The 24,386-nt window shown below is 67.8% G+C and carries 23 protein-coding genes and 1 tRNA gene; 15 read left to right on the forward strand and 9 right to left on the reverse strand.

Annotated elements, in window-relative coordinates; all coding sequences use genetic code 11:
• The first annotated feature begins 11 nt into the window (after nt 1-11).
• Nucleotides 12-1,628 (forward strand): acyl-CoA dehydrogenase family protein, encoded by a 1,617-nt coding sequence (locus ACPPVQ_RS07250; RefSeq protein ID WP_426520097.1) that lies wholly within the window; start codon nt 12-14, stop codon nt 1,626-1,628.
• A 16-nt stretch (nt 1,629-1,644) separates the two neighbouring features.
• On the opposite strand, the gene ACPPVQ_RS07255 is transcribed toward ACPPVQ_RS07250, so the two are convergent.
• Both ACPPVQ_RS07255 and ACPPVQ_RS07260 read right to left on the reverse strand, forming a co-directional pair.
• Nucleotides 1,645-4,158 carry a CDP-glycerol glycerophosphotransferase family protein gene (locus tag ACPPVQ_RS07255; RefSeq protein WP_426520099.1) on the reverse strand — a complete coding sequence of 838 codons (2,514 nt, stop codon included), beginning with the start codon at nt 4,156-4,158 and terminating at the stop codon, nt 1,645-1,647.
• Nucleotides 4,159-4,231: 73 nt separating this feature from the next.
• Nucleotides 4,232-4,726 (reverse strand): MarR family winged helix-turn-helix transcriptional regulator, encoded by a 495-nt coding sequence (locus ACPPVQ_RS07260; RefSeq protein ID WP_426520101.1) that lies wholly within the window; start codon nt 4,724-4,726, stop codon nt 4,232-4,234.
• 122 nt (nt 4,727-4,848) lie between these two features.
• On the opposite strand from ACPPVQ_RS07260, the gene ACPPVQ_RS07265 reads away from it, so the two are divergent.
• The 3 genes from ACPPVQ_RS07265 (at nt 4,849) to ACPPVQ_RS07275 (ending at nt 7,375) form a co-directional block, all read left to right on the forward strand.
• Nucleotides 4,849-4,920 (forward strand) — tRNA-Gln (locus ACPPVQ_RS07265).
• Nucleotides 4,921-4,972: 52 nt separating this feature from the next.
• Nucleotides 4,973-6,397, forward strand: coding sequence for a bifunctional UDP-N-acetylglucosamine diphosphorylase/glucosamine-1-phosphate N-acetyltransferase GlmU (gene glmU, locus ACPPVQ_RS07270; protein ID WP_426520103.1), 1,425 nt, complete (start codon nt 4,973-4,975; stop codon nt 6,395-6,397).
• On the forward strand, nt 6,398-7,375 hold the full coding sequence (locus ACPPVQ_RS07275) for a ribose-phosphate diphosphokinase (protein ID WP_426520105.1): 978 nt from the start codon (nt 6,398-6,400) through the stop codon (nt 7,373-7,375).
• A 30-nt stretch (nt 7,376-7,405) separates the two neighbouring features.
• Here ACPPVQ_RS07275 and ACPPVQ_RS07280 read toward each other — a convergent pair whose 3' ends face one another.
• The 6 genes from ACPPVQ_RS07280 to ACPPVQ_RS07305 all read right to left on the reverse strand — a co-directional run bounded on the left by ACPPVQ_RS07280 (nt 7,406) and on the right by ACPPVQ_RS07305 (nt 12,666).
• Complete coding sequence (locus ACPPVQ_RS07280) at nt 7,406-7,768, reverse strand: hypothetical protein (protein ID WP_426520107.1); 363 nt, start codon at nt 7,766-7,768, stop codon at nt 7,406-7,408.
• Nucleotides 7,769-7,778: 10 nt separating this feature from the next.
• Nucleotides 7,779-8,126: a DUF202 domain-containing protein gene (locus tag ACPPVQ_RS07285; protein WP_426520109.1), complete on the reverse strand. Its 348-nt coding sequence runs from the start codon at nt 8,124-8,126 to the stop codon at nt 7,779-7,781.
• Between the two features lie 2 nt (nt 8,127-8,128).
• Entirely contained in the window at nt 8,129-8,482 is a 354-nt protein-coding gene (locus ACPPVQ_RS07290; RefSeq protein ID WP_426520111.1) for a YidH family protein, read from the reverse strand.
• Nucleotides 8,483-8,671: 189 nt separating this feature from the next.
• Nucleotides 8,672-10,129, reverse strand: coding sequence for an NADP-dependent phosphogluconate dehydrogenase (gene gndA / locus ACPPVQ_RS07295; RefSeq protein WP_426520113.1), 1,458 nt, complete (start codon nt 10,127-10,129; stop codon nt 8,672-8,674).
• Nucleotides 10,130-10,219: 90 nt separating this feature from the next.
• Nucleotides 10,220-11,635 (reverse strand): glucuronate isomerase, encoded by a 1,416-nt coding sequence (gene uxaC / locus ACPPVQ_RS07300; protein ID WP_426520115.1) that lies wholly within the window; start codon nt 11,633-11,635, stop codon nt 10,220-10,222.
• Entirely contained in the window at nt 11,632-12,666 is a 1,035-nt protein-coding gene (locus tag ACPPVQ_RS07305) for a LacI family DNA-binding transcriptional regulator (RefSeq protein ID WP_426520117.1), read from the reverse strand. Before ACPPVQ_RS07305 ends, uxaC begins: the two co-directional genes overlap by 4 nt.
• A gap of 141 nt (nt 12,667-12,807) precedes the next feature.
• Between ACPPVQ_RS07305 and ACPPVQ_RS07310 the strand changes: the two genes are divergently transcribed.
• From ACPPVQ_RS07310 to pth, 11 genes are all read left to right on the forward strand, one after another.
• Nucleotides 12,808-14,163, forward strand: coding sequence for an ABC transporter substrate-binding protein (locus ACPPVQ_RS07310; protein ID WP_426520119.1), 1,356 nt, complete (start codon nt 12,808-12,810; stop codon nt 14,161-14,163).
• Between the two features lie 12 nt (nt 14,164-14,175).
• Nucleotides 14,176-15,168 carry a carbohydrate ABC transporter permease gene (locus tag ACPPVQ_RS07315; protein ID WP_426520121.1) on the forward strand — a complete coding sequence of 331 codons (993 nt, stop codon included), beginning with the start codon at nt 14,176-14,178 and terminating at the stop codon, nt 15,166-15,168.
• Entirely contained in the window at nt 15,165-16,019 is an 855-nt protein-coding gene (locus ACPPVQ_RS07320) for a carbohydrate ABC transporter permease (RefSeq protein ID WP_426520123.1), read from the forward strand. The genes ACPPVQ_RS07315 and ACPPVQ_RS07320 overlap by 4 nt, the downstream gene beginning before the upstream one ends.
• The gene (locus ACPPVQ_RS07325) at nt 16,016-16,870 is read left to right on the forward strand and encodes a sugar phosphate isomerase/epimerase family protein (protein WP_426520125.1); all 855 of its coding nucleotides are present in this window, start codon (nt 16,016-16,018) and stop codon (nt 16,868-16,870) included. Before ACPPVQ_RS07320 ends, ACPPVQ_RS07325 begins: the two co-directional genes overlap by 4 nt.
• Nucleotides 16,867-18,030, forward strand: a complete 1,164-nt coding sequence (locus ACPPVQ_RS07330; protein WP_426520127.1) for a Gfo/Idh/MocA family protein — start codon at nt 16,867-16,869, stop codon at nt 18,028-18,030. Before ACPPVQ_RS07325 ends, ACPPVQ_RS07330 begins: the two co-directional genes overlap by 4 nt.
• The gene (locus ACPPVQ_RS07335) at nt 18,027-18,896 is read left to right on the forward strand and encodes a sugar phosphate isomerase/epimerase family protein (RefSeq protein WP_426520129.1); all 870 of its coding nucleotides are present in this window, start codon (nt 18,027-18,029) and stop codon (nt 18,894-18,896) included. The genes ACPPVQ_RS07330 and ACPPVQ_RS07335 overlap by 4 nt, the downstream gene beginning before the upstream one ends.
• The gene (locus ACPPVQ_RS07340) at nt 18,896-20,269 is read left to right on the forward strand and encodes a mannitol dehydrogenase family protein (protein WP_426520131.1); all 1,374 of its coding nucleotides are present in this window, start codon (nt 18,896-18,898) and stop codon (nt 20,267-20,269) included. Before ACPPVQ_RS07335 ends, ACPPVQ_RS07340 begins: the two co-directional genes overlap by 1 nt.
• Nucleotide 20,270: 1 nt before the next feature.
• Entirely contained in the window at nt 20,271-21,521 is a 1,251-nt protein-coding gene (manD, locus tag ACPPVQ_RS07345) for a D-mannonate dehydratase ManD (RefSeq protein ID WP_426520133.1), read from the forward strand.
• A gap of 16 nt (nt 21,522-21,537) precedes the next feature.
• On the forward strand, nt 21,538-22,059 hold the full coding sequence (locus tag ACPPVQ_RS07350; RefSeq protein WP_426520135.1) for a gluconokinase: 522 nt from the start codon (nt 21,538-21,540) through the stop codon (nt 22,057-22,059).
• Between the two features lie 296 nt (nt 22,060-22,355).
• Nucleotides 22,356-22,973: a 50S ribosomal protein L25/general stress protein Ctc gene (locus tag ACPPVQ_RS07355; protein WP_426520137.1), complete on the forward strand. Its 618-nt coding sequence runs from the start codon at nt 22,356-22,358 to the stop codon at nt 22,971-22,973.
• A gap of 29 nt (nt 22,974-23,002) precedes the next feature.
• A complete protein-coding gene (gene pth, locus ACPPVQ_RS07360) occupies nt 23,003-23,593 on the forward strand; it encodes an aminoacyl-tRNA hydrolase (protein WP_426520139.1) in 591 nt (196 codons plus the stop codon).
• Between the two features lie 87 nt (nt 23,594-23,680).
• Here the strand turns inward: pth and ACPPVQ_RS07365 are convergent, their stop codons facing one another.
• Nucleotides 23,681-24,334, reverse strand: a complete 654-nt coding sequence (locus tag ACPPVQ_RS07365; RefSeq protein ID WP_426520141.1) for a hypothetical protein — start codon at nt 24,332-24,334, stop codon at nt 23,681-23,683.
• Between the last annotated feature and the right edge of the window lie 52 nt (nt 24,335-24,386).

The raw sequence follows: 24,386 nt of genomic DNA on the forward strand, positions 1-24,386 counted from the left end.
GACGGCCGACGATGGTCACCCACGACGTCACGAACCAGGTTCCGGCGCGCGTCGGCATCGACGAGTTCGGCACGAATACGGCGCTCGTCGACGGGGTACGCCTCTACGATGCGGGCTGGGCGGTCGGCGCGCTCGAACGGGTGGGTGCGCTCGTCGGCAGCGCGGAGTTCCAGCACGACGCCGAACTCGCGAACATCTGCGAGCCCCGCCTCATCGCCTTCGACCGCGTCGGCAACCGGATCGACGAGGTCGAGTACCACCCGTCGTATCACCGCATCCTCTCCCAGGCTGTCCAGGCGGGCGCCCACACCTCGGCCTGGGCGGAGCCGCGCCCGGGCGCGAACGTCGCACGGGCTGCGACGTTCATGCTTTTCGCACAGATCGAACCGGGACACGCGTGCCCGGTCTCGATGACGCACGCCGCTGTGCCCGCTCTGGTGGCGAACCCGGCGCTCGCCGAGACCTGGACGCCGCGCCTGCTCAGCCGCGAATACGATGCGACACTCCGGCCCGGCAAGACGTCCGCGCTGTTCGGCATGGCCATGACAGAGAAGCAGGGCGGGTCGGATGTGCGCGCCAACACCACGCGTGCCGTCGACGCCGGCGACGGCAGCTGGCTCCTCACCGGCCACAAATGGTTCTGCAGCGCGCCGATGTCTGACGGGTTTCTCGTGCTGGCGCAGACGGATGCGGGACTCGGCTGCTTTCTGGTGCCGCGCGTTCTCGACGACGGAACCCGCAACGTGTTCCTGATCCAGCGGCTGAAAGACAAGCTCGGCAACCGGTCGAACGCGTCCAGCGAGATCGAATTCGATCGCACGGTCGGCTTCCTCGTGGGGGAGGACGGCCGCGGTGTCCGCACGATCATCGAGATGGTCAACCGCACCAGGCTCGACTGCATTTTCGGCACGGCCGCCGGAATGAGGCAGGCGGTCGCCGAAGCGCTCTGGCATGTGCGGCACCGGCGCGCGTTCGGCTCAGTTCTCGTGGACCAGCCGGCGATGACCGCGGTCGTCGCCGACCTCGCCCTCGAATCGGAGGCAGCCACCGCGGTGTCGCTTCGCCTTGCTCGCGCGCACGACGTCGACGCGTCCGACGCCGACCGGGCCTTCCGCCGGCTCGCAACGGCAGTGACGAAGTACTGGGTCTGCAAGCGCGGGCCCGGTCATGCATATGAGGCGCTCGAATGCCTCGGCGGCAACGGCTACACGGAGGCGTTCCCGCTGGCCCGCCGCTACCGTGAACAGCCGGTGATGGCGGTCTGGGAGGGGTCGGGGAACGTGATCGCGCTGGATGTGCTCCGCGCGATCAGCCGGGAGCCGGAGACCCTCGAGGCGTTCGACGCCGAAGTGTCGGCGGCACGGGGGCTCGACCCCGTCTTCGATGCGCATCTCGAGTCGACACGGAAACTCGCGCGAACGCTCGCCGACAGCGACTCGGCTCCAGGGCAGGCCCGCCGACTGGTGGGGGCGCTCGCACTCAGCCTGCAGGCATCCCTGTTGCTGCGCACTGCACCCGGCGCGGTCGCGCACGCTTTCGTGTCCGCTCGCCTCGGTGAAGGCCGGTCGGCCCTGTACGGCGAACTCGCTCCCGAAACCGACCTGCTCGCCATCCTCGCGCGCTCCTGATCTGTGATCCGGCGCGTCAGACGGGCTGTGGTTCGTCCGCCGTCGCCCCGATCGCGCGGTAGAACTGCTCGACCGCTTTGCGGTTGTACGCGTGGTGGTCGAACACGCTCGCCGGCACCTCGCCGCGCAGGAAGGCGGCCATGCCGTCGGCGACCCCGTCATCGGTCTGCGGCACGACCATGCCCGAGCCCGTGGGCAGCGCGTTCTTAGCTGACGCGAACTCAACGGTGACGATCGGCAAGCCGAGCACGAGCGCTTCGAGGATGACCATCGGCTGGCCTTCGTAGTCGCTCGACAGCACGAAGCAGTCGGCGTGCGCCATGATCACGTGCGGGTTGCGCTGCATTCCGGTCAGGAACACCGAGCCGCCGAGTCCGAGCGACGAGATGAGTGCGGTCAGCTCGTCCTGGAGGGGCCCGGAACCGACGATGACGAGACGCGTCTGCGGGTTCGTCGCATGCACCTGTGCGAATGCACGGATGAGTCGGCCCTGGTTCTTCTCCGGCGAGAGACGGCCGACCGTGACGAACGTCGTCACCTCGTCGTCGGGGGCCAGCAGCACTTCCGCCCAGGCGGGAACCATGCCGGTCTCGTCGTCGAAGCTCGCCGCGCGCAGGTCTGCTTTCGCGTACTCGAGGATATGGTCGGCGTCGACCGTGTTCAGCGCGGAGATGAACTTGTGGGCGTCCGCGTATTCGGCCAGTCCGGCGCGGTTGATGTCCGACAGGGTCGGGGACACCGAGACGAGGTGGTCGTACTGCTCGTAGAGGGTGAAGATCTGGGTGAGGCTGTGCAGCATCTTCTTGGCGCCGTCGACCTCCCGGTGCGCATCCGACGCGAGGTCGTTGTGCAGCCAGATCGACCGCTCGGCTTCGGGCGAGTGGAGGAGCAGGGCCGCCCAGAACGGGCCGTAGCCGCTGAAGTCCACGACGTAGTCGAAGCGGCTGTCGCCGAAGCAGCGTGTCCACTCGTCGTTCCACAGTTCGTCCTGCACGGGGTCGTCGCGATGCTCGGCGATCCTGCCACGGCGGAAATGGAGGTGCCTGGCGAGGTGCTGGAGCTTCGGACCATTCATTCCGCCCACCCGGGGGAACTGCCTCACGGCGGGATGGATCGCCTTCTGCTTGCCGATCGTCGCCTCCGATATGGCCTGCGCGAAGAACGCCGACACGTCGTACACGGAATGGTCGATGTTGTTCAGCAGGTTGAGAACGGAGGTGGTGATGCCGTTGGGGCGCATTCCGCCGAGATAGAGCAGGATCGGCGTGCGGCCATCCGAGTGGTCTGTGCGCAGTCGGTAGCCGTCGGTCGCGCCGCGGAAGACGATGTCGACCACACGGTCGGCGGCATGCCCGTCTTCGAAGCCGCAGAACTCCTGCTGCATCTGGTGGTAGCGTTCGCGGCGTTCGGCCGGGATGGCGTCGCCGCCGGCCGCGATCGCATTCAGCGTGTCGCCCAGCTCGTGCGCGGTCACCGCGACCGGCCCGGGCCACAGGTCGGGCTCGATGTACAGGCCTCGGGTATCCGAATAGTCGGCGAGGTCGGGCGCGAAGAACGCGACCGGCCGTCCCGTCTCGAGGAAGTCGAAGAAGATGCTCGAGTAGTCCGTGACGAGGATGTCGGTCGCGCCGAGGATCACATTGGTGGGCAGTTCGTTCGGAACGAGCATCCGCTTCAGTTCAGGGCGCGTATGCGCGAGCCGGTGCACGATCTGGTGGGTCTTCAGTAGCACGACGTAACGGCTGGTGTCGATGCGGCTCTCGATCGCAGCGATGTGGGTGAGCAGGTCGTCGATGTCGTCGTTCGGCTGGGAGAACGACGTGCCCTTCCACGTGGGTGCGTAGAGGATGACCTTGCGGTCGCCGAGCGGGATCCCCGTCTCGGTGAGCGTGGTCCGGATGCTCCCGAGGGCCGCCGCATCGAGGTGCTGGCGGTCGTTGCGCGGGTAGCCCTCTTCGATGATGGTCCCGCGGTAGATGCCGCGGAGCTTGTATGCCGTCTCGTACATCTGGTCGGCCATGAACGGGTTCGCCGCGAGCAGGTAGTCGGCAGCGACGAAGTTGCGGATGATGTTCGCAGTCGCCAGTGCGCCGTCTTCGATGTCGTAGCCCATGCGCTTCAGCGGTGTGCCGTGCCAGGTGTTGAGGTACACCTGCCCTTCCCGCTTGCTGAAGTCCGGCGGGAACGTCGCGTTGTTGACCAGGAAGTTGCTGGTCGCGAGGGCGCGGAAATACCCGGGCGACCCGTAACGCACGAAGGAGACTTTGGGGTTCCCTGCGAATTCGGCGACCGTCGACCGGTATTGGTCGAAGTCGGAGAGCACCCAGGTGTGGGTGAGGTGCGCGAGATCGGGTGAGGCGAGAAGTTTGCGGAAGATCGCCTCTGGGTTGCAGAGCATGCCGTTGCCGGAGAACGACTCATACAGAACGGACCCCGGCACGATCGGCTGGCGACGCCAGTACGCGTGGATCTCGAAGCGGGCGGCGCGCTTGACACGGGAGGGCAGTCGTTTCAGGCGTGACAGTCTCATCGCATCCGATTCTATTGACGCCGGATAACGGTCTCCTGTGAGCCGCCGGCTATGCTTCGGCGCTCACCACGGCCTAGTCGAAGCCGAGCGAGAGCCGGCGGAGGAGGCCCGCGAGCCGCTCCTGGTCGGTGGGAGACAGCGACGACAGGAGTTCAGCCTCCGCGTCGACCAGGCGCGTGATCGCGGCATCCACGCGCGCCAGTCCCTGCGGAGTCATGTGCACGAGGATGCCGCGCCCGTCGTTCGGGTCGGTGCGGCGTTCGACCAGGCCCCGTTCGACGAGGCGGTCGATGCGGTTCGTCATCGTCCCGCTGGAGACGAGCGTCTGTTGCAGGAGCGCCTTGGGGCTCAGCTGGTAGGGCGGGCCCGCCCGGCGCAGCGCCGAGAGCACGTCGAATTCCCAGGAGTCCAGGTCGGAGCGTGTGAAGGCCGTCTTGCGGGCGCGGTCGAGGTGCTTCGACAGGCGGGCGACACGCGACAGCACCTGCAGGGGTGAGAAGTCGAGGTCGGGACGTTCCCGAAGCCACGAGTCCACGATCCGGTCGACTTCGTCGCTTGCGTCAGGCATCTCACAATGCTATTTGCTCGTGCTCCGGATTGGCCGTCAGGCGCCCGGCGCGAGCGCGCGCGTCCGGTTGCACCGTCGCACGTCTGGCAAACTGGGGGATGCGAACGCTCCGGCGCTCGCGTTCCGCCTTGGTGTAATGGCAGCACGACAGCCTTTGGAGCTGTTAGGTCCAGGTTCGAGTCCTGGAGGCGGAGCTACGCGAACCCGCGGCGGATTCTCGTCGCGGATGAGAGGAAGTGAGCTCGAATGTCCGACGCACATCTGGCAATCGTCATCCTGGCCGCCGGCCAGGGCACGCGAATGAAGTCCGCGACCCCCAAACTCCTGCACCCGCTCGCCGGGGTGCCGATCGTCGGCCACGTGCTGGCGACCGCCCGCACCCTTGACGCCGCACACGTCATCACCGTGGTCCGTCACGAACGCGACCGGCTGGTCGAGGTCGTCGAGGCGGACATGCCGGAGAGCCTGATCGTCGACCAGGACGACGTGCCCGGCACTGGTCGTGCGGTCGAGCTCGCCATCGAAGCGCTCCCTGCCGACTTCGACGGCGATGTGCTCGTGGTGAACGGAGACGTGCCGCTCCTCGACGCGCAGACGCTGTCCGAGCTCATCGCGAAGCACCGTTCCGGCAGTGCTGCGGCGACCATCCTGTCGAGTTTCCCGGCCGACGCATCCGGTTACGGACGCATCGTACGGACCCCGGAAGGCCACCTCGACCGCATCGTCGAGCACAAGGATGCCACGGATGCCGAACGCGGCATCGGCGAGATCAACGCAGGCATCTACCTGTTCGGGCTTTCCGCGCTGCGCGATCAGCTCGCCTCGCTGACGACCGAGAACGCACAGGGGGAGAAATACCTGACCGACGTGATCGAGCTGCTGCGCCGCGCAGGCTCGGAGGTCGACGCGGTTCCCGTTGCGGACTCGTGGCTGGTCGAGGGGATCAACGATCGCGCCCAGCTCAGCGAGGCGGCCGCGAAACTCAACGCCCTCCTCGTGCGCGCCTGGCAGCTCGCCGGTGTCACCGTGCAGGACCCGGGCACGACGTGGATCGACCTCAAGGCGAAGCTCGCCGAAGACGTGACGCTGCTCCCCGGCACGCAGGTCCTCGGCGCGACGACGATCGCGCGCGGCGCAACCGTCGGGCCCGACACCACCCTGCTCGACTGCGAGATCGGCGAGAACGCGCGGGTCAACCGCACTGACGCGACTCTCGCGGTCATCGGGGCGGACGCGACCGTCGGCCCCTTCGCCTACCTGCGCCCCGGAACCTACCTGGGGGCATCCGGCAAGATCGGCACCTTCGTCGAGACCAAGAACGCACGGATCGGCTCGGGCACCAAGCTCGCCCACTTCAACTATGTCGGCGACGCAGAGGTCGGCGAGAAGTCCAACCTCGGTGCCGGCGTCATCACCGCCAACTACGACGGGGTGAACAAACACCGCACCGAGATCGGCTCGCACGTGCGCGTGAGCACCAATACAGTGTTCGTCGCTCCCGTTAGGATGGGGGACGGAGCCTACACCGGAGCAGGCACGGTCGTTCGAAAAGACGTTCCACCGGGCGCGCTCGCCGTCACGGTGGCTCCACAACGCAATATCGAGGGCTGGGTCGCCACGAAACGCCCTGGCACCGACGCCGCACGAGCTGCGGAAGAGAGCGGGGAATAGGTGTCAGGAATCACGGCCACCGGGCAGAAACGACTGGTTCTGATCTCGGGGCGTGCGCATCCGGCACTGGCTCGGCAGATCGCCGACGAACTCGGAAGCGATCTGGTTCCTACTGACGCTCGCACCTTCGCCAATGGCGAGATCTATGCGCGCTTCGACGAGAGCGTGCGCGGATCCGACGCCTTCGTCATCCAGTCGCACACGTCGCCCATCAACGAATGGCTGATGGAGCAACTGATCATGGTCGATGCACTCAAGCGTGCATCCGCCAAGCGCATCACCGTCGTCGCCCCCTTCTACCCGTACGCCCGCCAGGACAAGAAGGGGCGTGGCCGCGAGCCGATCTCGGCGCGCCTCATCGCAGACCTGTTCAAGGTGGCCGGCGCCGACCGCATCATGTCCGTCGACCTGCACGCAGCGCAGATTCAGGGCTTCTTCGACGGCCCCGTCGACCACCTGTTCGCAATGCCCGTGCTTCTCGAGCACATGCGCAAAGAGCTCGACCCCGCAACTCTCACGGTCGTGTCGCCCGACATGGGCCGGGTGCGCGTCGCCGATGTCTGGAGCGACAGGCTCGGAGTGCCGCTCGCCATCATCCACAAACGCCGCGACCCGCTGGTTCCGAACCAGGTCTCGGTGCACGAGATCGTCGGTGAGGTCAGCGGGCGCGTGTGTCTTCTCGTCGACGACCTGATCGACACCGGGCGAACGATCGTCAAGGCGGCCGAGGCGCTCAAGGCCGCCGGTGCCATCGGCGTCGTCGTCGCGGCCACGCACGCCGTCTTCAGCGACCCGGCCACCGAACTCCTGCAGAGTGGCGCCATCGATTCGGTGGTCGTCACCGACACGCTTCCGCTCCCTGAGCACAAGCGGTTCGACAAGCTCACGATCCTGCCGATCGCGCCACTGCTCGCCCGGGCGATCCAGCAGGTGTTCACCGAGGGCTCGGTCACGTCGATGTTCGATGGAGCGGCCTAACCGCACGAGAATCGCTCGCGGCGCACCGGCTCAGCTGTTCGTGGCCGGCCGCGGTGGACGCGGCGTCGTCGGGATGAGACCGAGCGGGGCGACGAAGGTTGCGTCGCCTTCAGTGTTGAGTGCGTAGCACTGCCACCCAGGGCCCGCCGGAGCGAACAGCTCGAACCGTGCCGACGAACTCTGCGCGCCCGGCGCGTACTGCCTGACGTAGACGGAGCACGTGCTGTCGGCCGTGGCTGACGCGACCGACACCGTCGTCAGCACTCCGGGCAGGATGAGCGCGACGAGTCCGAGCAGCACGACCACCCGGGTCATGCTCTTGCGGCGGTGACCGTGCAGGGGCTCGCCGAGCGGCTCGTACCCTGCGAGCTCCGGATGGTCGTCGAACGTCATGATTCGAGTCTCAGTGTCGTACGAGCACTGACGCAACCCCTGCGGCACATGCGATGAGGGTGACGGCGGCCAGAATCGTGAGCGCGAGGGCGGGCGCGGCCGGCGGAACGTGGTGCCCGCCGTGGCCGGAGAGCTCCCGTCCGCGGATGGTGCCGTAGATGACGGCGCCGATCGCGGCGAGCAGCAGCACGACGCCGACGAGGGTCAGCGCGAGCTCTCCGGAGACCAGTCCGGTGCGGAGCGCCAGCAGCGCGTTGACCGTGATCACGAGCGCTGTGCGGGTCCACGACAGGGCGGTGCGTTCTCCCTGGAGGCCCGGGTCGCGGCCGGGCGCGTCGCCGAGCTCGCCAGAGGACATCGTCAGTGCACCGCCAGCAGGATGGCGATGACCGCCGCCACCGCAAGCACGACGGCCGACAGCAGGGGAATCGCGATCGTGCTCGGCAGGCGTCTCCCGTTCCGCATCGCGATCTCGTTGGCACGCCACCGCACGAAGGCGATGACACTCAGCACGGCGGAGATCACACTGAGGGCGACAGCAAGGATGACGACGACCCAGTGCGGGCCGATCGCGGTCGAGAACTGCTCGAGCACGACACCGCCGGCCAGAAGCGCAAGAGCGGTGCGGACCCATGCGAGGAATGTGCGCTCGTTCGCGAGCGAGAACCGGTAGTCGGGTTCGTCGCCGGCCTGGCGCCAGCGTGGTTCACGCACTTGTTTACTCCCTTGGGGTCTTCCTCGCGATCATAGATCGCTCGGCGCTGGCGTCGCAGGATTGCTATGCAATCCCCATAGCTCCAGCGCGCGGGATTGCTGCGCAATCCTCATAGCTCCAGCGCGCCGGCGTCGCGGGATTGCGATGCAATCCCCATAGCTCCAGCGCGCTCTGCGCTGGCGTCGCATTTAGTGCGAAGAACCTGCCGTCTGAATCTCGGAGCGGTCGCCCGACCAGAGGGTGTGGAAGACCCCGTCTTCGTCGACGCGCTTGTAGGTGTGTGCTCCGAAGAAGTCGCGCTGTCCCTGCACGAGGGCTGCGGGCAGGCGCTTCGACGCGAGCGAGTCGTAGTAGCTGAGCGCAGAGCCGAACCCGGGAACGGGAACGCCCGACAGTGCCGCCGTCGCGACGACACGACGCCACGCGGCCTCGCCTTCCGCCACGGCGTCCGCGAAGTAGGGGGCTTCGAGCAGGGTCGCGATGTCGGGGTTCTCGTCATACGCGTCGGCGATGCGGTTGAGGAACTGCGCGCGGATGATGCACCCGCCGCGCCAGATCTTGGCGATCTTGTCTTTGTTGATGTTCCAGCCGTACTTCTCGGCGCCGGCGATGATCGCGTCGAAGCCCTGGGCGTACGCGACGACCTTGGATGCGTACAGCGCTTTGGAGACGTCGTCGGCGAACGAGGCATCCACCTTCTGCGCCTCAGGACGGGCCGTGACCACCGACTGGACCGCTGCGCGCTGGTTCGGCTTCGACGACACGGCGCGGGCGAACACGGCCTCGGCGATGCCCCCGACCGGGATACCCAGGTCGAGCGCGTTCTGTACCGTCCACACCCCGGTGCCTTTCGAGCCTGCCTCGTCGAGAACGATGTCGACGAACGGCTTGCCGGTCTTCGCGTCGACCTGGCGCAGGACTTCTGCGGTGATCTCGATCAGATACGACTCGAGGTAGCCCTTGTTCCACTCGCTGAAGACGTCGGCGATCGCGGCGGGCTCGAGTCCGCCGACCGTGCGCAGGAGGTCATAGGCTTCGGCGATGAGCTGCATGTCGGCGTACTCGATGCCGTTGTGGATCATCTTGACGAAGTGGCCCGCCCCGTCGGTGCCGACGTGGGTCACGCACGGCTCGCCTTCGGCGATCGCTGCGATGGAGGCGAGGATGGGACCAAGGGTCTCGTAAGACTCGGCCGAACCGCCCGGCATGATCGACGGGCCCTTCAGCGCGCCCTCCTCGCCACCGGAGATGCCCGCGCCGACGAAGTGGATGCCCGTCGGGCTGATGCGCTTCTCGCGCGCGATGGTGTCCTGGAAGTTGGCGTTGCCGCCGTCGACGATGATGTCGCCCGGTTCGAAGCGCTGCACGAGCTCGTCGATGACGGCGTCGGTTCCGGCGCCGGCCTGGACCATGATGATCGCCGTGCGCGGCTTCTTCAGCGAGGCGACGAAGTCGTCGATGGCTTCGCTCGCGACGAAACCGGCTTCAGGATGCTCCCCGGTCAGGGTTTCCGTTCGCGCGAACGTGCGGTTGAAGACAGCGACGGTGTTGCCTTCGCGTGATGCGAGGTTGCGGGACAGGTTGGAGCCCATCACCGCCAGACCGACGACTCCGATGTTGGCTTTTCCGACGGTGGACTCGGACACGATCGACTCCTTCAGGGATGGGACGTGTTTCCAGCGTAGCGGGAGGCCGCGTCACGGTTCCGTTCGGTTACGCCGGCTGAACGGCGAGGGTCAGGGAAGGCGGAACGTCGCCCGCGGAATGTCGGAGACGAGCCGTCTCGCCAGCGTGAAGGCGTCGTCTTCGCTCAGCTGGTGCGTGGCGACGAGTGACGAGAGGTATGCCGCGTCGACACGACGGGACATGTCGTGGCGTGCCGGAATGGAGCAGTACGCGCGGGTGTCGTCGATGAACCCGCTGGTCTTGGTGAATCCGGCACTGTCGGTGACGGCCTGGCGGTAGCGCAGGATCGCGGCGGGTGTGTCGAGGAACCACCAGGGCGCCCCGGCGTAGACCGACGGGTAGAAGCCGGCCAGGGGGGCGATCTCCCGCGAGAATGTCGTCTCGTCGACCGTGAAGAGCACCAGGCGGAAGGTCGGGTTCGTACCGAAGTCGCGCAGGATCGGCGTGAGCGGTCGGGTGAACGAGCCGACGTCGGGCAGGTCGTGACCGGTGTCCGGTCCGTACGCGTCGAACGAAGGCCGGTGGTGGTTGCGGATGACGCCGGGGTGCAGCTGCATCACGAGGCCGTCTTCGCTGGACATCGCCGCGAGCTGGTAGAGCATGTTGCGCCGGTAGGCCGTCGCCTCCCCGGCGGTGAGTGGTCCCATGAGCGCTGAGCGGTGGATGCGTTCGGCGTCGGATGCGTCGAGCGGCTCGGATCCCGCATCCGGGACACCCGTGTCGGTCGCGGTCCCGCCCGCTGTGATGAACGCCTCACGGCGGCTCCGGAGCGCGTCGAGCAGGCCCCCGTAGGTCGACGTGTCGAAGCCGGACCGGGCCGCGAGCTGGTCGAGCTTGCCGACCCAGGTCGGCTCGTCCGGGTTCATGTAGCGGTCTGCGCGGAACGTGGGGATGACCTTCCCGGTGAAGGTGGGGTCGTGGCGGAGGGCGTTGTGCGCCGCGAGGTCGTCCGCAGGGTCATCGGTGGTGGCGAGCACCGCGATCCTGAACCGTTCGAACAGCGCGCGCGGCCGGAATTCGTCGCGCGCCAGCGTTTCGGCGAGCTGGTCGTAGAGGGCGTCGGCGTTGGCCGCCGACGGCTGCTCGGTGAGACCGAAGACCTCGTTGAGCTCGGTCTCGAACCAGTACCTGACCGGCGTTCCGAGGAACGCGTCCCAGTGCTCGCACAGGCGTCGCCAGATGGAGCGGCCGGATGCGCGCGACGTCGCGCCGGCCCGCGGCACCCCGAGTTCGTCGAGGGGCACTCCGACCGCATGCAGCATCCGCAGCACGTAGTGGTCGGGTGTGATCAGCAGCGCCGCCGGGTCGGGAAACGGGGTGTCGTCGGCGAGCATGGCCGCGTCGATGTGGCCGTGCGGCGAATAGATCGGCGCCTGTGCGACAGACGCGTGCAGGCGCCGGGCAAGGTCGCGTTCGATCGGCTCGATGGGGAACAGCCGGTCGGGATGCGGTGCGAGAGCGGTCATGATCGTCCTTCGGCGTGCGGTGCGGGTCCGGTGGATGCGCGGATCGTGAGGTGGGTGGGAAGTGTCGCGCTCTGCCTGGTCGCGACCAGCGGATCGGATTCGAGACGGGAGAGCAGCATCGAGACGGCTGTACGGCCCGCCTGCTCGATCGGTGCGGTGAGCGTCGTGAGAGGCGGACTGCAGAAGTCGGCCCCGAAGATGTCGTCGCAGCCCACGATGCTGATCTCGTCGGGAACGTTCACCCCGCGTTCGCGGAGGCGCATCAGCATTCCGATGGCGAGCAGGTCGTTGAAGGCGATGCAGGCGGTCACCCCGGCGTTGAGCAGTGCGTCGGCAGCCGCGGCGCCCGCATTCTTCTTCGGGGTGAACGGACCGATGCGCCGGGTGGTGACACCGTAGTTGCCGCTGGCCCGCACGAGCGCCCGCCAGCGGCCTTCGTTCGGCCATGAGGTCTCCGGTCCCGACACGTAGGCGATGTCGCGATGCCCGAGCGAGACGAGGTGCGCAAGAGCCTGCTCCATGCCGCTCGGCGTGTCGATGAAGACGCTCGGGACGCCTTTGGTCTGGCGGTTGATCGCGACCAGGGGCAGTTCGGCGGCGAGCGTCGTGAGCCGCCGGTCGGTGAGACGGGATGCGGCGAGGATCGCGCCGTCGAACGAACGGCGGAGCTTGTGGAGCATCCCGTCCTCCAGTTCGTCCGACTCCTCGGTGTCCACGAGCAGCTGCGTGTAGCCGGCGGCTTTGAGCTGCTGCTGGGTTCCGCGGATGATCCCGAAGTAGAACGGGTTGGTCACGTCGGAGACGAGGACCGCGATCGCCCGTGTCCTGCCCGAGGTGAGAGCGCGTGCCTGGGAGTTCGGGGCGTAGTCGAGTTCTCGGGCCGCACGCTCGATCCGTTCACGGGTCACGGCGTTGACGCGACCCGGATTCGAGAGCGCACGGGAGACGGTCGATGTCGCGACGCCGCTTGCCGCAGCAACGTCGGCGAGCGTCGCGGGGCGATGCGACCCCGCGCCGGCGAGAGGTTCCATGAAGGAAGCAAAGCACAGCGTGGCAAATTTTGGCAAACGGTTGCACACCTGTTGCCGGCTTGCTTAGGGTCTCTTCCAGCCGCCCAACACGCGGCATGACCGGGGTGGCACCGCCCCGTCCTCACTCAAAGGAGAGTCACGATGAAAGCACGCAGCGCGCTGGTCGCGGTTGCTGGCCTGGCCGTCATCGGCCTGGCACTGCAGGGTTGTTCCTCGAATGGCACGTCCGCTTCCGGAGCGGGCAACCTCGACGGAAAAGGCAAGACGATCAACGTCATGATCGCTGCGAACTCGATCTATCCGACGGAGCAGAAGCAATGGTTCCAGGATGTCTCGGCCCAGTTCCAGAAGGAGACCGGGGCGAAGGTCGCCTTCGAGACCTTCGCCACCGCCAACGACGAACTCACCAAGATCCAGACGTCCGTGCTCTCCGGCCAGGGTCCCGACCTCTACGACCTCGGCACCACCTTCACGCCGACCGCCTATTCGACCGGCGCCTTCGTCAAGCTGACGGATGCGGACTGGGCGAAAGTCGGCGGTCGTGACCGGTTCGTTCCGGCGACGCTCGGCATCTCCGGCCCGGACGAGAAGAACGAGGTCGGCATCCCGTTCCTCAGCCGCCCGTTCGTCATGGCGTACAACAAGGACCTTCTCGCGGCCGCCGGCATCGACAAGCCGGCAACGACGTGGGACGGGCTCACCGACCAGGCGAAGAAGCTGACCAGCGGCGACGTGCACGGCATGGCCGTCGCATACGCCGACAGCTTCGACCCGTGGAAGTTCGTCTGGGCGATGTCGATCCAGGCGGGCAACCCGATCCTCGACCTGAACGCGAAGAAGGCCCAGATCGACGACCCGGCGACGAAGAAGGCCTACCAGACCTACTTCGACTGGATGACGAAAGACAAGGTGGTCGACCCGGCAGCGATCGGCTGGAAGAATGCGCAGGCGATCGCAGCCTTCGCGAACGGCAAGGCGGCGTTCCTGCCCATGGTCTCGTCGTCGTCGCAGGTGACGCTCGACAAGTCCGCCGTCGCCGGCAAGTACGCCTACGCCGTGATGCCGACCGTGCCGCCGGGTGAGACCTCCAACCCCGACGGCGGCAAGCCGGCGTCCAGCATCATCTCCGGTGACAACATGGTCGTCGCGAAGTACTCCAAGAACCAGGACCTCACCTTCGCGCTGGTCAAGATGCTCACGAGCAGCGAGAACCAGGTGAAATACACCAAGACGTTCGGCGACCTGCCCACGAACGCCGACGCGGCGAAGCAGATCGAGCAGGGCAACGCCTCACTCGCGCCGATCCTCGCCTCGGGGTCGAAGGCGGTCGGTACACCGTTCTCCGGAGCATGGGGCGACACGCAGCTCGCTCTCGTGAACGTCGTCGTGCAGTCGATTCCGTCGCTCTCGAAAGGATCGGTCAGCTCGTCCGAGCTCGAGTCGAGGCTGAAAGCCGCCCAGGCAACGGCGCAAGCCTCACTGGACAAAGCGAAGTAGCCGGTCCCGGCCATGTCTCAGACAACCGTGGCGCCCGAGCGCGCCGCCGGCGAACAGAACGGTTCGCCCGCGGGACATCCTCCCGCGGGCGGCCGCCCGGCCCGCCGGCGAACGAAGACCGTGCAGGAGCGCAACCGGCCCCTGTGGCTGCTGCTGCCCGGCGGCATCCTGATGGTGCTCGTCATCGTCGTCCCGCTGATCGTCGCTGTGCTCATGTCGACGCTCGACCTCGACCAGTACACGCTCCAGAGCTGGCTGCAGGCGCCGTTCATCGGGCTGCAGAACTACGTCGAGGCCGTGACGTCGTCGCCGCTGCTGCATTCGATCTGGATCAGCGTCTCGTTCGCCGTCATCGCGGCGGTGGTCACCCTTCCGATCGGTGTGGCCGCCGCGCTCGCGACACAGAACCGCTTCCGCGGCCGCGGTCTCGTGCGGTCGCTCTTCCTCATCCCGTACGTCCTGCCCGCGTTCGTGGTCGGCACCCTCTGGCGCACCATGCTGCAGCCGGGCGGCGTCATCGATTCGGTGCTCAGCGGGATGGGCGTCCACACCGGGCTCTGGCTGAACGGCCCGCAGAGCTACTGGTCGCTGATCATCGTGCAGATCTGGACGTCGTGGCCCTTCTTCTACCTCCTGGTGCTCGCCGGCCTTCAGTCGGTCGACCACGAGGTGCATGAGGCCGCGGCGCTCGACGGGGCACTCTGGTGGACGAAGCTGCGCTACGTGATCTTCCCCTACCTGAAAGGGCCGGTCACCCTCGCGCTCATCATCGCGTTCCTGCACAACATCAACGCGTTCACCTTGCCGTTCGTGCTTTTCGGCGTCCCCGCCCCGCAGGATGTCGAAGTGCTGCCCGTGCTGACCTACGTCACGAGCTTCCAGAGTTTCCGTTTCGGCCTGAGCGCCGCGATGGCGATCCTGTCGCTCGTGCTCATCGCCATTCCGCTCTTCGCTTACCTGCGGGCGGTCAGACTCGACACCGGTGAGGAGGGACGACCCGCATGACCGACGTCACGAAACTGCTTCCCAAGCCGCTGCTGGTCGCGATCATCACGGTTCTGCTGGTCATCGTGCTCGGGCCTGTGGCCTACATGCTGTTCTCGTCGGTCAACTCCGACGTGTCGGTGGCGTCCGGCGCATTCTTCCCGTCCGAACTCCACTTCGACAACTACATCAAGGTGTGGTCGACGGTCGACCTGGGCAGAGGCCTGATGAACAGCGTGATCGTCTGCGGCGCCGTCGCGGTCGTATGCGCGTTCCTCGCGATCTCGACCGCCTACGTGCTCGTGCGCTTCGCGTTCCGCGGTCGCCTGACCTTCCTGCGCGCACTGCTCGGGCTGCAGTCGATCCCGGGCACGCTCATGCTGCTTCCCGTCTTCGTGCTGTTCGCCGGCACGGCGACACTTCTCGGCATCCAGATCATCGGCACCCGCTGGGCCCTGTTCATCACCTATCTCACCTTCGCCCTGCCGTTCTCCACCTGGGTGATGGTCACCTACCTGCGCGGGCTGCCACGCGAACTCGAAGAAGCTGCGCGCATCGACGGTGCCTCGTCGTGGCGCATCCTCACCAGGATCGTCGTGCCGCTGAGCTGGCCGGGCATCGTCGTGTCGGCGATCTTCGCTTTCCTGCTCGGCTGGAACGACGTGCTGTTCGCATCCGTCCTCACGAGCCCGGAGACCCGCACCGCCGCCGTGGCGCTCCAGGTGTTCGGGGCGACCCAGGAGGGTGGCGCGATACCGCTCTATGGGCAGATGATGGCGGCATCCCTCATCTGCGCCGTACCGGTCGTCGTGCTCTATCTCGTCTTTCAGCGCTACCTCGTCGGTGGCCTCACCTCAGGAGGAGTCAAATGACCCAGACGACCCAGACAGCAACATGGACCCTCTCCGGGTTCGGCGACGAGATCGACCCGGACCCGGTCGTGCAGGCAGCGGTGCTCCAGGCGCTGGGCGCACGCAACATCGAGGTGCGCAGTGCGTGGGGTGTGAACATCGTCGACCTCGACGACGACTCCGTGGACCGGCTTGCCGGCCTCCTCCGGGAGCGGTCGATGGGCGTCTCCGCCGTCGCATCCCCGATCGGCAAGGTCGACGTGTCGCTTCCCGTCGAGCACGAGGTCGAGCGCCTCGGGCGCGCGGTCGCGGCCGCCCGCCGGCTCGGCACCCGCTACATCCGGATCTTCTCGTTCTACCGGGGTGACGGCGTGGCCGTCGAGAGCATCCGCGACGCCGTGCTGCAGCGGATGCGCGCCCTGGCGGACCTCGCCGAAGCCTCTGATGTCGTTCTCCTGCACGAGAACGAAAAGGACATCTACGGCGACATCCCGGAGCGTGTCCTCGACGTGGTCGAATCGGTGGGCTCCGACCACCTGCGCCTCGCCTGGGACAGCGCGAACTTCGTTCAGGTCGGCGTCCACCGGCCGTTCGACGACGCCTACGCCATGCTGCGACCGCATCTCGAGTACCTGCAGGTGAAGGACGCCCGTGCAGCCACCGGAGACGTGCAGCCGGCCGGAGAAGGCGACGGGCAGCTGCTCGAGACCCTGACCGCGCTGCGCGACGACGGCTACACCGGGTTCGCCTCCCTCGAACCGCACCTCACCGACGTGAACGCGTTCGGTGGCTTCTCCGGACCGGAAGCGTTCGGCCGTGCCGGCCGCGCGTTCCGGGCACTCACCGACCAGATTGGAGTGCGCCTCGCATGAGCGACGCGACAACAGACCCCGTCCTCTCCGTCGCCATCGTCGGATGCGGCATCATCGGCCTCAACCATGCGCGGGCCATCGCTCGTCACCCCAGCCTGACGATCACCGCCCTCGTCGACGCGGTTCCTGCCGCTGCGACCGGGCTGGCCGACCAGGTCGAGTCCGAGCTCGGAATCGCACGCCCGGCCCTGTACGGAGCCCTGACGGATGCGCTCGCCGCAAGCCCGATCGACCTCGTCGTCATCTGCACGCCGAGCGGGATGCACGTCCGGCTCGCCGAGGAGGCGCTCGCCGCCGGCAAGCACGTGGTGATCGAGAAACCGCTCGACGTGTCGATGGCACGGGCCAGGGAGATCGCAGGCCTCGCCGCGGACGCGGCGATCCGCGGACTCGTGGTGTCGGTGATCAGCCAGCACCGGTTCGACCCATCGTCGGTCGCGGTCGCCCGGGCTGTGCACGACGGGCGGTTCGGCCGCGTGACCAGCGGGATCGCATCCGTCGCATGGTGGCGCAGCCAGGACTACTACGACTCCGGCCAGTGGCGCGGAACGTGGGAGCTCGATGGCGGAGGAGCCGTCATGAACCAGGGCGTGCACACGGTCGACCTGCTCGTCTGGTTCCTCGGCCGGCCCGTCGACGTGTTCGCGCACACCGCATTGCTCGCCCACGATCGCGTCGAGGTCGAAGACGTCGCCGTCGCAACTGTTCGCTTCGAGTCGGGCGCGCTCGGCGTCATCCATGCGACCACCGCGGCATATCCGGGCCTCTCGGTGCGTATCCAGGTGCACGGAGACCGCGGGTCGGCGATCATCGACGACGACCAGCTCGAATACTTCTACGCGGCTGGTGACGACGCGTTCGACGCGAGCGGCGCTTCGGCGCAGAACCAGGCCGCGACGCTCGTGCCCGCGGGCGAGCTCCGTGGCGGAGATCGCGGCCGGGACGTGTTCGTCACCGGCCATCTGCGCCAGTACGAGGATGTGGTCGACGCGATCATCGAGGGACGTCAGCCGGGCGTGCGGGTCGAGGACGCCCTCCTCTCGCTCGCGGTCGTGCGCGCGGTCTATCTCTCGGCCACGCTCGGCCGGGCGGTCGCGCTCGATGAGGTGCTGTCCGGTTCGCTCGACGCGGTCACGGTGGCGACAGGAGTGGGCGCATGAAGTTCTCCGTCTTCACCGCTTCGACTCCCGAGTGGACGCCTGCGGAGGCCGCGCGCCTCCTCGCCGGCCAGGGCTGGGACGGCATCGAATGGCGCGTCACCGACCAGCAGCCTGCCGATCCGCCGGGGTTCTGGGCCGGCAACCGCGCCACGTGGCCTCTCGAGGGCCTGGAGGGCGACCTCGACGAGATCGCGCGGATCACCCGCGAGGCCGGCCTCGAGTTCTCAGGTGTCGGCGGGTACGCCCGTGCCGACGATCACGAGAACGTCGGCCGGATGCTCGCAGCGACGGCCGCGCTCGGCGCACGCCAGGTGCGGGTGACGATGCCGCAGGTGCGGCTCGGCGACTACCGCGAACTGTTCGCTGCGACGAGGGCCGACCTGGAGTGGGCCGCCGAGCGCGCGGCAGAGCTCGGCGTGAAGGCCTTGGTCGAGCTGCATCACACGACCATCACGCCGTCGGCTTCGGCTGCATTCCGGCTCGTCGACGGACTCGACCCGCGGCACGTCGGTGTGATCCACGACCTCGGCAACCTCGTGATCGAGGGCCAGGAGGACCACCTGGCCGCGTTCCAGCTGCTCGGTCCGTACCTGGCGCACGTGCATGTCAAGAACGTCCGCTGGGTCGCCGACACCCCGGACATCGACGGCGTCGTGCGATGGCACGACGAGTGGGCGCCGCTGCGCACCGGCCAGGCGGATGTCGAGGCCTACTTCGACGCGCTCGCAGCATTCGGCTACGACGGCTGGGTGACGTCGGAGGACTTCTCGACCGACCTTCCGCTCGAGGAGCGGACGCGAGACAATCTCGAATACCTGCGGGCCGTCGAGTCCCGCACGCGGGAGCGCGCCGGTGAGGAGACATGATGACCTCGGACTCACCGCGCACGGAACGCCCTCCCGTGCGGATCGTCCATCTCGGGCTCGGTGCGTTCCACCGCGCACACCAGGCCTGGTACACGCAGGTCGCCAACGACGCGGGTGACGACGCGGGTGACGCCGCGGGTGGCGCCGCCGCCGATCGCAACGGATGGGGGATCGCCGCGTTCACCGGGCGTACTCCTGATGCGGCGGTCGTGCTCGCCGCGCAGGATGCCGTGTACACGCTCATCGAGCGCGGCGCCGGCGGGGACTCGGCCCGTCTGATCGAGAGCATCAGCGTGGCCTGCGACGGCGGCGACGAAGAACGGTGGCGGGATGCGGTGGCCGACCCCGCCGTCGCAATCGTCACCCTCACGATCACCGAGGCCGGCTATCGCGCGACCGGCCCTGCATCTGCCGGCGTGCGTCTCGTCGACGGCCTGCGTGCGCGCCGCGATGCGGGAGCCGCGGCCATCGCCGTCGTCAGCTGCGACAACCTGCCGGAAAACGGCGCGGTGGTCCGCGACCTCGTGCGTGGGCTCGCATCCAGTGATCCCGCCCTCCTCGACTGGATCGACGCGAACGTGTCCTTCGTCTCGACGATGGTCGACCGCATCACGCCGGCGACGACACCGCGCGACCGGGAGATCGCGCTCGAACTCACGGGGTTCGCGGATGCCGCCCCGGTCGTGACCGAACCGTTCAGCGAGTGGGTGCTGAGCGGCGCATTCCCCGCCGGCCGGCCCGACTGGGAGGTCGCCGGCGCCCGGTTCGTCGACGACATCGAACCATTCGAACGACGCAAGCTGTGGCTGCTCAACGCCGGGCACTCCTGCCTCGCGTACCTCGGCCTCCTGCGCGGACGCGCCACGATCGCCGAGGCGATGGCGGATCCGGTGTGCCGGGATGCGCTCGAAGAACTCTGGGCCGAGGCGCGGCCGGTTCTCCCCTTCGACGATTCAGAACTGGATGCGCAGCTCGCGGCACTTCGGTCACGCTTCGCGAACGCGCGGATCGAGCACCGGCTGGTGCAGATCGCACAGGACGGGTCGCTGAAGCTGCCATTGCGCATTCTGGATGTCGCCCGCGCCCGCGCCGGGGCCGGCCTTCCCGTGGGCGTCGCCGAGGCACGCACCATCGCTGCGTGGATCATCCATCTCACGACCGACCAGGCGCGTGACCCGGGCGCCGCTGCGCTCGCCGCGTCTCTCGACCTGCGCGCTGCCGAGGCGAGCGCGCACGCGGCCCTGGCGCTGCTCGAACCCGGTCCATCCCACGTCGGCCCGGCGTTCGCCGCCGAAGTCGTGCGACAGCTCGTCGAACTGCTGTCGACGGGACGCTTCACCGCAACCACCACTGAAACACAAGGAGTCCGCTGACATGCGAATCACATCCGCCGAGGTCCTCGTCTCGAGCCCGGGCCGCAATTTCGTGACCCTGCGCATCACGACGGACGATGGGTTCACCGGTCTCGGCGATGCGACGCTGAACGGTCGTGAACTCGCGGTGGCTGCCTACCTGAGTGAGCATGTGGTGCCGTTGCTGATCGGTCGGGATGCGCATCAGATCGAGGACACCTGGCAGTACTTGTACAAGGGTGCGTACTGGCGTCGGGGACCGGTGACGATGGCGTCGATCGCGGCGGTGGACACGGCGTTGTGGGACATCAAGGCGAAGGTCGCCGGTCTGCCGCTGTACCAGTTGCTCGGTGGCCGGAGCCGGGAGGGCCTGCTGGTCTACGGGCACGCGTCGGGGGCTGAGCTGCCGGAGTTGTTCGACTCGATCACCGAGCACCTCGAGGAGGGGTACCGGGCGGTGCGGGTGCAGACCGGCATCCCGGGGTTGCCGTCGGTGTACGGGGTGGCGTCGAGCCGGAACGCGTCGGCGGGTGCGGGCAGTGGCAGTGATGCCCGGTACGACTATGAGCCGGCGCGGCGGAGCGCGGTTCCGGTGGAGGAGAGCTGGGACACCCGCGCGTACCTCCGGCATGCGCCAACGGTGTTCGAGGCGGTCCGCAACGAGTTCGGGCCGGAGCTGCCATTGCTGCATGATGCGCACCACCGGTTGACGCCGATCCAGGCGGCGAAGCTCGGCAAGTCGCTGGAACCGTATGACCTGTTCTGGCTCGAGGACGTGACCCCGGCGGAGAACCAGGCGGCGTTGCGGCGGGTGCGGGAACACACCACGACCCCGTTGGCGATCGGGGAGGTGTTCAACACCATCTGGGACTACCGGGAACTGTTCGAGGAGCAGCTGATCGACTATGTGCGCTCCCCGGTCACCCACGCCGGCGGCATCACCGCCCTGCGCCGGATCTTCGACTACGCGGCGGTCTACCAGATCAAGTCCGGTGTCCACGGCCCGACCGACGTCTCCCCGGTGGGGCTGGCCGCGGCCATCCACCTCGGCATCGCGATCCCCAACTTCGGCATCCAGGAATACATGCAGCACAGCCCGGCCACCCACGAGGTGTTCCACACCACCTACACGTTCGAGAACGGCATGCTCGCCCCAGGCGAAGCACCCGGCCTCGGCGTCGACTACGACGACGTCACCGCGCAGTCCTTCCCCTACGAAGCGGCATACTTGCCGGTGAACCGTCTGCTCGACGGCTCGATGCACGACTGGTAGAGAACAGGATGACCCGATGACCGAACCCCGCCAGCAGAGTGGGCGTCCGCTCATCGTCGTCATGGGGGTGTCCGGCTCGGGCAAGAGCACGGTCGGTGCGCTGCTCGCCGAGGCGCTCGGCACGCCGTTCACCGATGGTGACGACCTGCATCCGGCGGCGAACGTCGCAAAGATGGCGGCAGGCATCCCTCTCGACGACGCCGACCGGTGGCCGTGGCTGGCCGCGGTCGGCCGGGCACTCGCGGGCGCTGGCCCGGAGGGACTCGTGGTCGCGTGCTCTGCCCTGAAGCGCGTGTACCGGGATGCGATCCGCGCCGAAGCGCCGACGGCGCGCTTCGTAGAACTCGACAGTTCGCCCGAGCACCTGGCTGCCCGCATGGTGCAGCGAGCCAACCACTTCATGCCGCCGAGTCTTCTCGCCTCGCAGCTGGCACTCCTCGAACCGCTCGGCGCCGACGAGCCGGGCGTGCGCATCCCGAACGAAGTGGCCCCAGCCGCCGTCGTCGCCCGTGCTGTCGCCGCCCTGCAGTCGCACTGAGTGCCGCCGCCCACGTTCTGAGCCCGTGCCCAGGTTGCAGCGCATGCACGCGTTCAGAACGTGTGCACGGGCGGCGCGAAAGAAGTGGTGCGCAGATCGGGTAGACTGGCGAACTGAACTTCGGCGAGGGATGCTGTCGGGCAACCGGCGTGCATCCGTTATCGACGCGGTGGAGCAGGCTTCGCAGTCTTTCCTCACACGTCTTTCATCAGAACGATGCGTTCGAGTCGACACAACACCAGACACTGCGAGCACCGCTCGCCTGACAGCCGGCATGTCCGGCAAGGAGATAACCCATGGCTGACGAGAGCAACAAGGTCGCCGCTGAGCTGCGCACCAGCTTCGGCAAAGGCGCTGCCCGCAAGATCCGCGCAGTAGGCAAGATCCCCGCTGTGATCTACGGACACGGCACGGACCCCCAGCACGTGACCCTTCCGGCCCACCAGGTCGGCCTGATCCTCCGCAAGGCGAACGCCGTGCTCGAGCTCGACATCGAGGGCCAGAGCCAGCTCGCGCTGGTCAAGGACGTGCAGAAAGACCCCGTGCTCCAGATCATCGAGCACCTCGACCTCATCGTCGTGCGTCGTGGCGAAAAGGTGCACGTCGAGGTTCCCGTGCACGTCGAAGGCGAGTCGTTCTCGGGCACCATCGCCGTGCTCGAGGTCAACACGGTGCGCCTCGAGGCTGAAGCCACCCACATCCCGGAGCGCATCGTCCTCGATGTCGAGGGCGCTGAAGAGGGCACCCAGTTCCACGCGAAGGACCTGCCGCTTCCCTCGGGCTCGACCCTGCTCGACGAGCCCGACCTCCTCATCCTCAACGTCCTCGTGCCCGCCGCGGCCCGTGCCGACGAAGAGGCCGAGGAAGAGGCTGCGGAGACCACCGAGGCTGCCGCCGCCGAAGCTGCTGAGTAGTCACCGGCGTCTCTGTCGAACCACGCCACGTGGACTCCACTGATACACCATGGCTCGTAGTCGGGCTCGGTAACCCCGGGCCCGGCTACGCCGCCACGCGCCACAACGTAGGGCAGATGGTGCTCGCCGAACTCGCGTCGCGCGGCGGCATGAAATTCAAGACGCACAAGACGAACTCGACGGTCGCCGAGGGGCGCATCGCGCCCGGCGGACCGCGGTTCATTCTCGCCAGGCCGAACACGTTCATGAACGTCTCCGGCGGGCCGGTGTCGCAGCTGATGCGGTTCTATTCGCTCGAACCCTCGCAGCTCGTCGTCGTGCACGACGAGCTCGACATCCCCTTCGACACCATGAAACTCAAATTCGGCGGCGGACACGGCGGCCACAACGGCGTTCGCGACGTCATCGCAGCCCTCGGCACCGGCGACTTCACCCGGGTGCGCGTGGGGGTCGGGCGCCCGCCGGGGCAGCAGGGCGCAGCCGACCATGTGCTGCGCGAGTTCAGTTCGGCCGAGCGCAAGGTGCTCCCGAACGTCATCGCGGATGCGGCGGATGCGGTCGAGCAGATCGCCACCGACGGACTCACCGCGGCACAGCTGCGCTTCCACACGTCGGCCTGAGCGTCACGCCAGCGTTCCACACGTCGGCCTGAGCGTCACGCCAGGGCGGGCGATCCGGCGCGGGCGATCGTGCCCGGCCGCTGTCGCTCAGGCGAGCGGCAGCGTCGCGCTGATCGCGATGCCGAAGCCCACGAACGAGACGAGTGGCGCGAGTACAGCGACGACGATCGCAACGATGCCGTAGACACGCCCGCGGTTCTTCGCCGTAGCCACGATGCCCTGGATCAGTGCCCACAGTCCCAGCACTGTCCCGAAGAAGAGCAGGGCGAGGAACCCGATGCTCAGGCCGCCCACGGTGCGTACCGCCTCGGGGGACAGGTTGCCCTGGTTGAGGGTGAAGCTGCCGGCCGTCGGGGTCGCGTACGGACCGATCGCTGCGCCCAGGACGATGGAGAGCACGACGGACACGACGAACACGGCGATCGCGACGATCATCGCGACGAGACCGAGGGTTTTCGTCTTCGGCGCGTCGACCTGCTCGCCGAAGCGGGGCTGCGCATAGCCGGCTGCGGGCTGCCCGTAGACGGGCGGCTGCTGGTAGACGGGAGGCTGCTGGTGGACGGGAGCCTGCTGCCCGTAGCCCGGAATCCGCTCGCCGTAGGCCGGCGGCGCCTCGACAGGCGGGGCGGGCGGGGCCGGGGGAGCCGGGGGCGCGGGCGGTGCCTGCTGCTCGCCGTTCGAAACGGGTTCGGTCGGCGGACCGGACGGTACGTCCGGCTCCGGCGGCGGGAAATTCGTCATGCGCTGTCTGCCCTGGCCTGATCGATGGTGTCGGCGTCGGAAGACGCCCCTG

The sequence above is a fragment of the Leifsonia sp. McL0618 genome, assembly GCF_049994905.1.
Lineage (GTDB): Bacteria > Actinomycetota > Actinomycetes > Actinomycetales > Microbacteriaceae > Diaminobutyricibacter.

Coding starts and splice junctions, on each gene's coding strand:
- ACPPVQ_RS07250 (WP_426520097.1), top strand. CDS start 12: ATGGTCACCCACGACGTCACGAACCAGGTTCCGGCGCGCGTCGGCATC.
- ACPPVQ_RS07365 (WP_426520141.1), bottom strand. CDS start 24,334: ATGACGAATTTCCCGCCGCCGGAGCCGGACGTACCGTCCGGTCCGCCG.
- glmU (WP_426520103.1), top strand. CDS start 4,973: ATGTCCGACGCACATCTGGCAATCGTCATCCTGGCCGCCGGCCAGGGC.
- ACPPVQ_RS07340 (WP_426520131.1), top strand. CDS start 18,896: ATGACCTCGGACTCACCGCGCACGGAACGCCCTCCCGTGCGGATCGTC.
- ACPPVQ_RS07315 (WP_426520121.1), top strand. CDS start 14,176: ATGTCTCAGACAACCGTGGCGCCCGAGCGCGCCGCCGGCGAACAGAAC.
- ACPPVQ_RS07280 (WP_426520107.1), bottom strand. CDS start 7,768: ATGACGTTCGACGACCATCCGGAGCTCGCAGGGTACGAGCCGCTCGGC.
- ACPPVQ_RS07285 (WP_426520109.1), bottom strand. CDS start 8,126: ATGTCCTCTGGCGAGCTCGGCGACGCGCCCGGCCGCGACCCGGGCCTC.
- ACPPVQ_RS07350 (WP_426520135.1), top strand. CDS start 21,538: ATGACCGAACCCCGCCAGCAGAGTGGGCGTCCGCTCATCGTCGTCATG.
- ACPPVQ_RS07335 (WP_426520129.1), top strand. CDS start 18,027: ATGAAGTTCTCCGTCTTCACCGCTTCGACTCCCGAGTGGACGCCTGCG.
- ACPPVQ_RS07320 (WP_426520123.1), top strand. CDS start 15,165: ATGACCGACGTCACGAAACTGCTTCCCAAGCCGCTGCTGGTCGCGATC.
- ACPPVQ_RS07310 (WP_426520119.1), top strand. CDS start 12,808: ATGAAAGCACGCAGCGCGCTGGTCGCGGTTGCTGGCCTGGCCGTCATC.
- ACPPVQ_RS07305 (WP_426520117.1), bottom strand. CDS start 12,666: ATGGAACCTCTCGCCGGCGCGGGGTCGCATCGCCCCGCGACGCTCGCC.
- manD (WP_426520133.1), top strand. CDS start 20,271: ATGCGAATCACATCCGCCGAGGTCCTCGTCTCGAGCCCGGGCCGCAAT.
- ACPPVQ_RS07330 (WP_426520127.1), top strand. CDS start 16,867: ATGAGCGACGCGACAACAGACCCCGTCCTCTCCGTCGCCATCGTCGGA.
- ACPPVQ_RS07260 (WP_426520101.1), bottom strand. CDS start 4,726: ATGCCTGACGCAAGCGACGAAGTCGACCGGATCGTGGACTCGTGGCTT.
- ACPPVQ_RS07355 (WP_426520137.1), top strand. CDS start 22,356: ATGGCTGACGAGAGCAACAAGGTCGCCGCTGAGCTGCGCACCAGCTTC.
- ACPPVQ_RS07255 (WP_426520099.1), bottom strand. CDS start 4,158: ATGAGACTGTCACGCCTGAAACGACTGCCCTCCCGTGTCAAGCGCGCC.
- ACPPVQ_RS07325 (WP_426520125.1), top strand. CDS start 16,016: ATGACCCAGACGACCCAGACAGCAACATGGACCCTCTCCGGGTTCGGC.
- uxaC (WP_426520115.1), bottom strand. CDS start 11,635: ATGACCGCTCTCGCACCGCATCCCGACCGGCTGTTCCCCATCGAGCCG.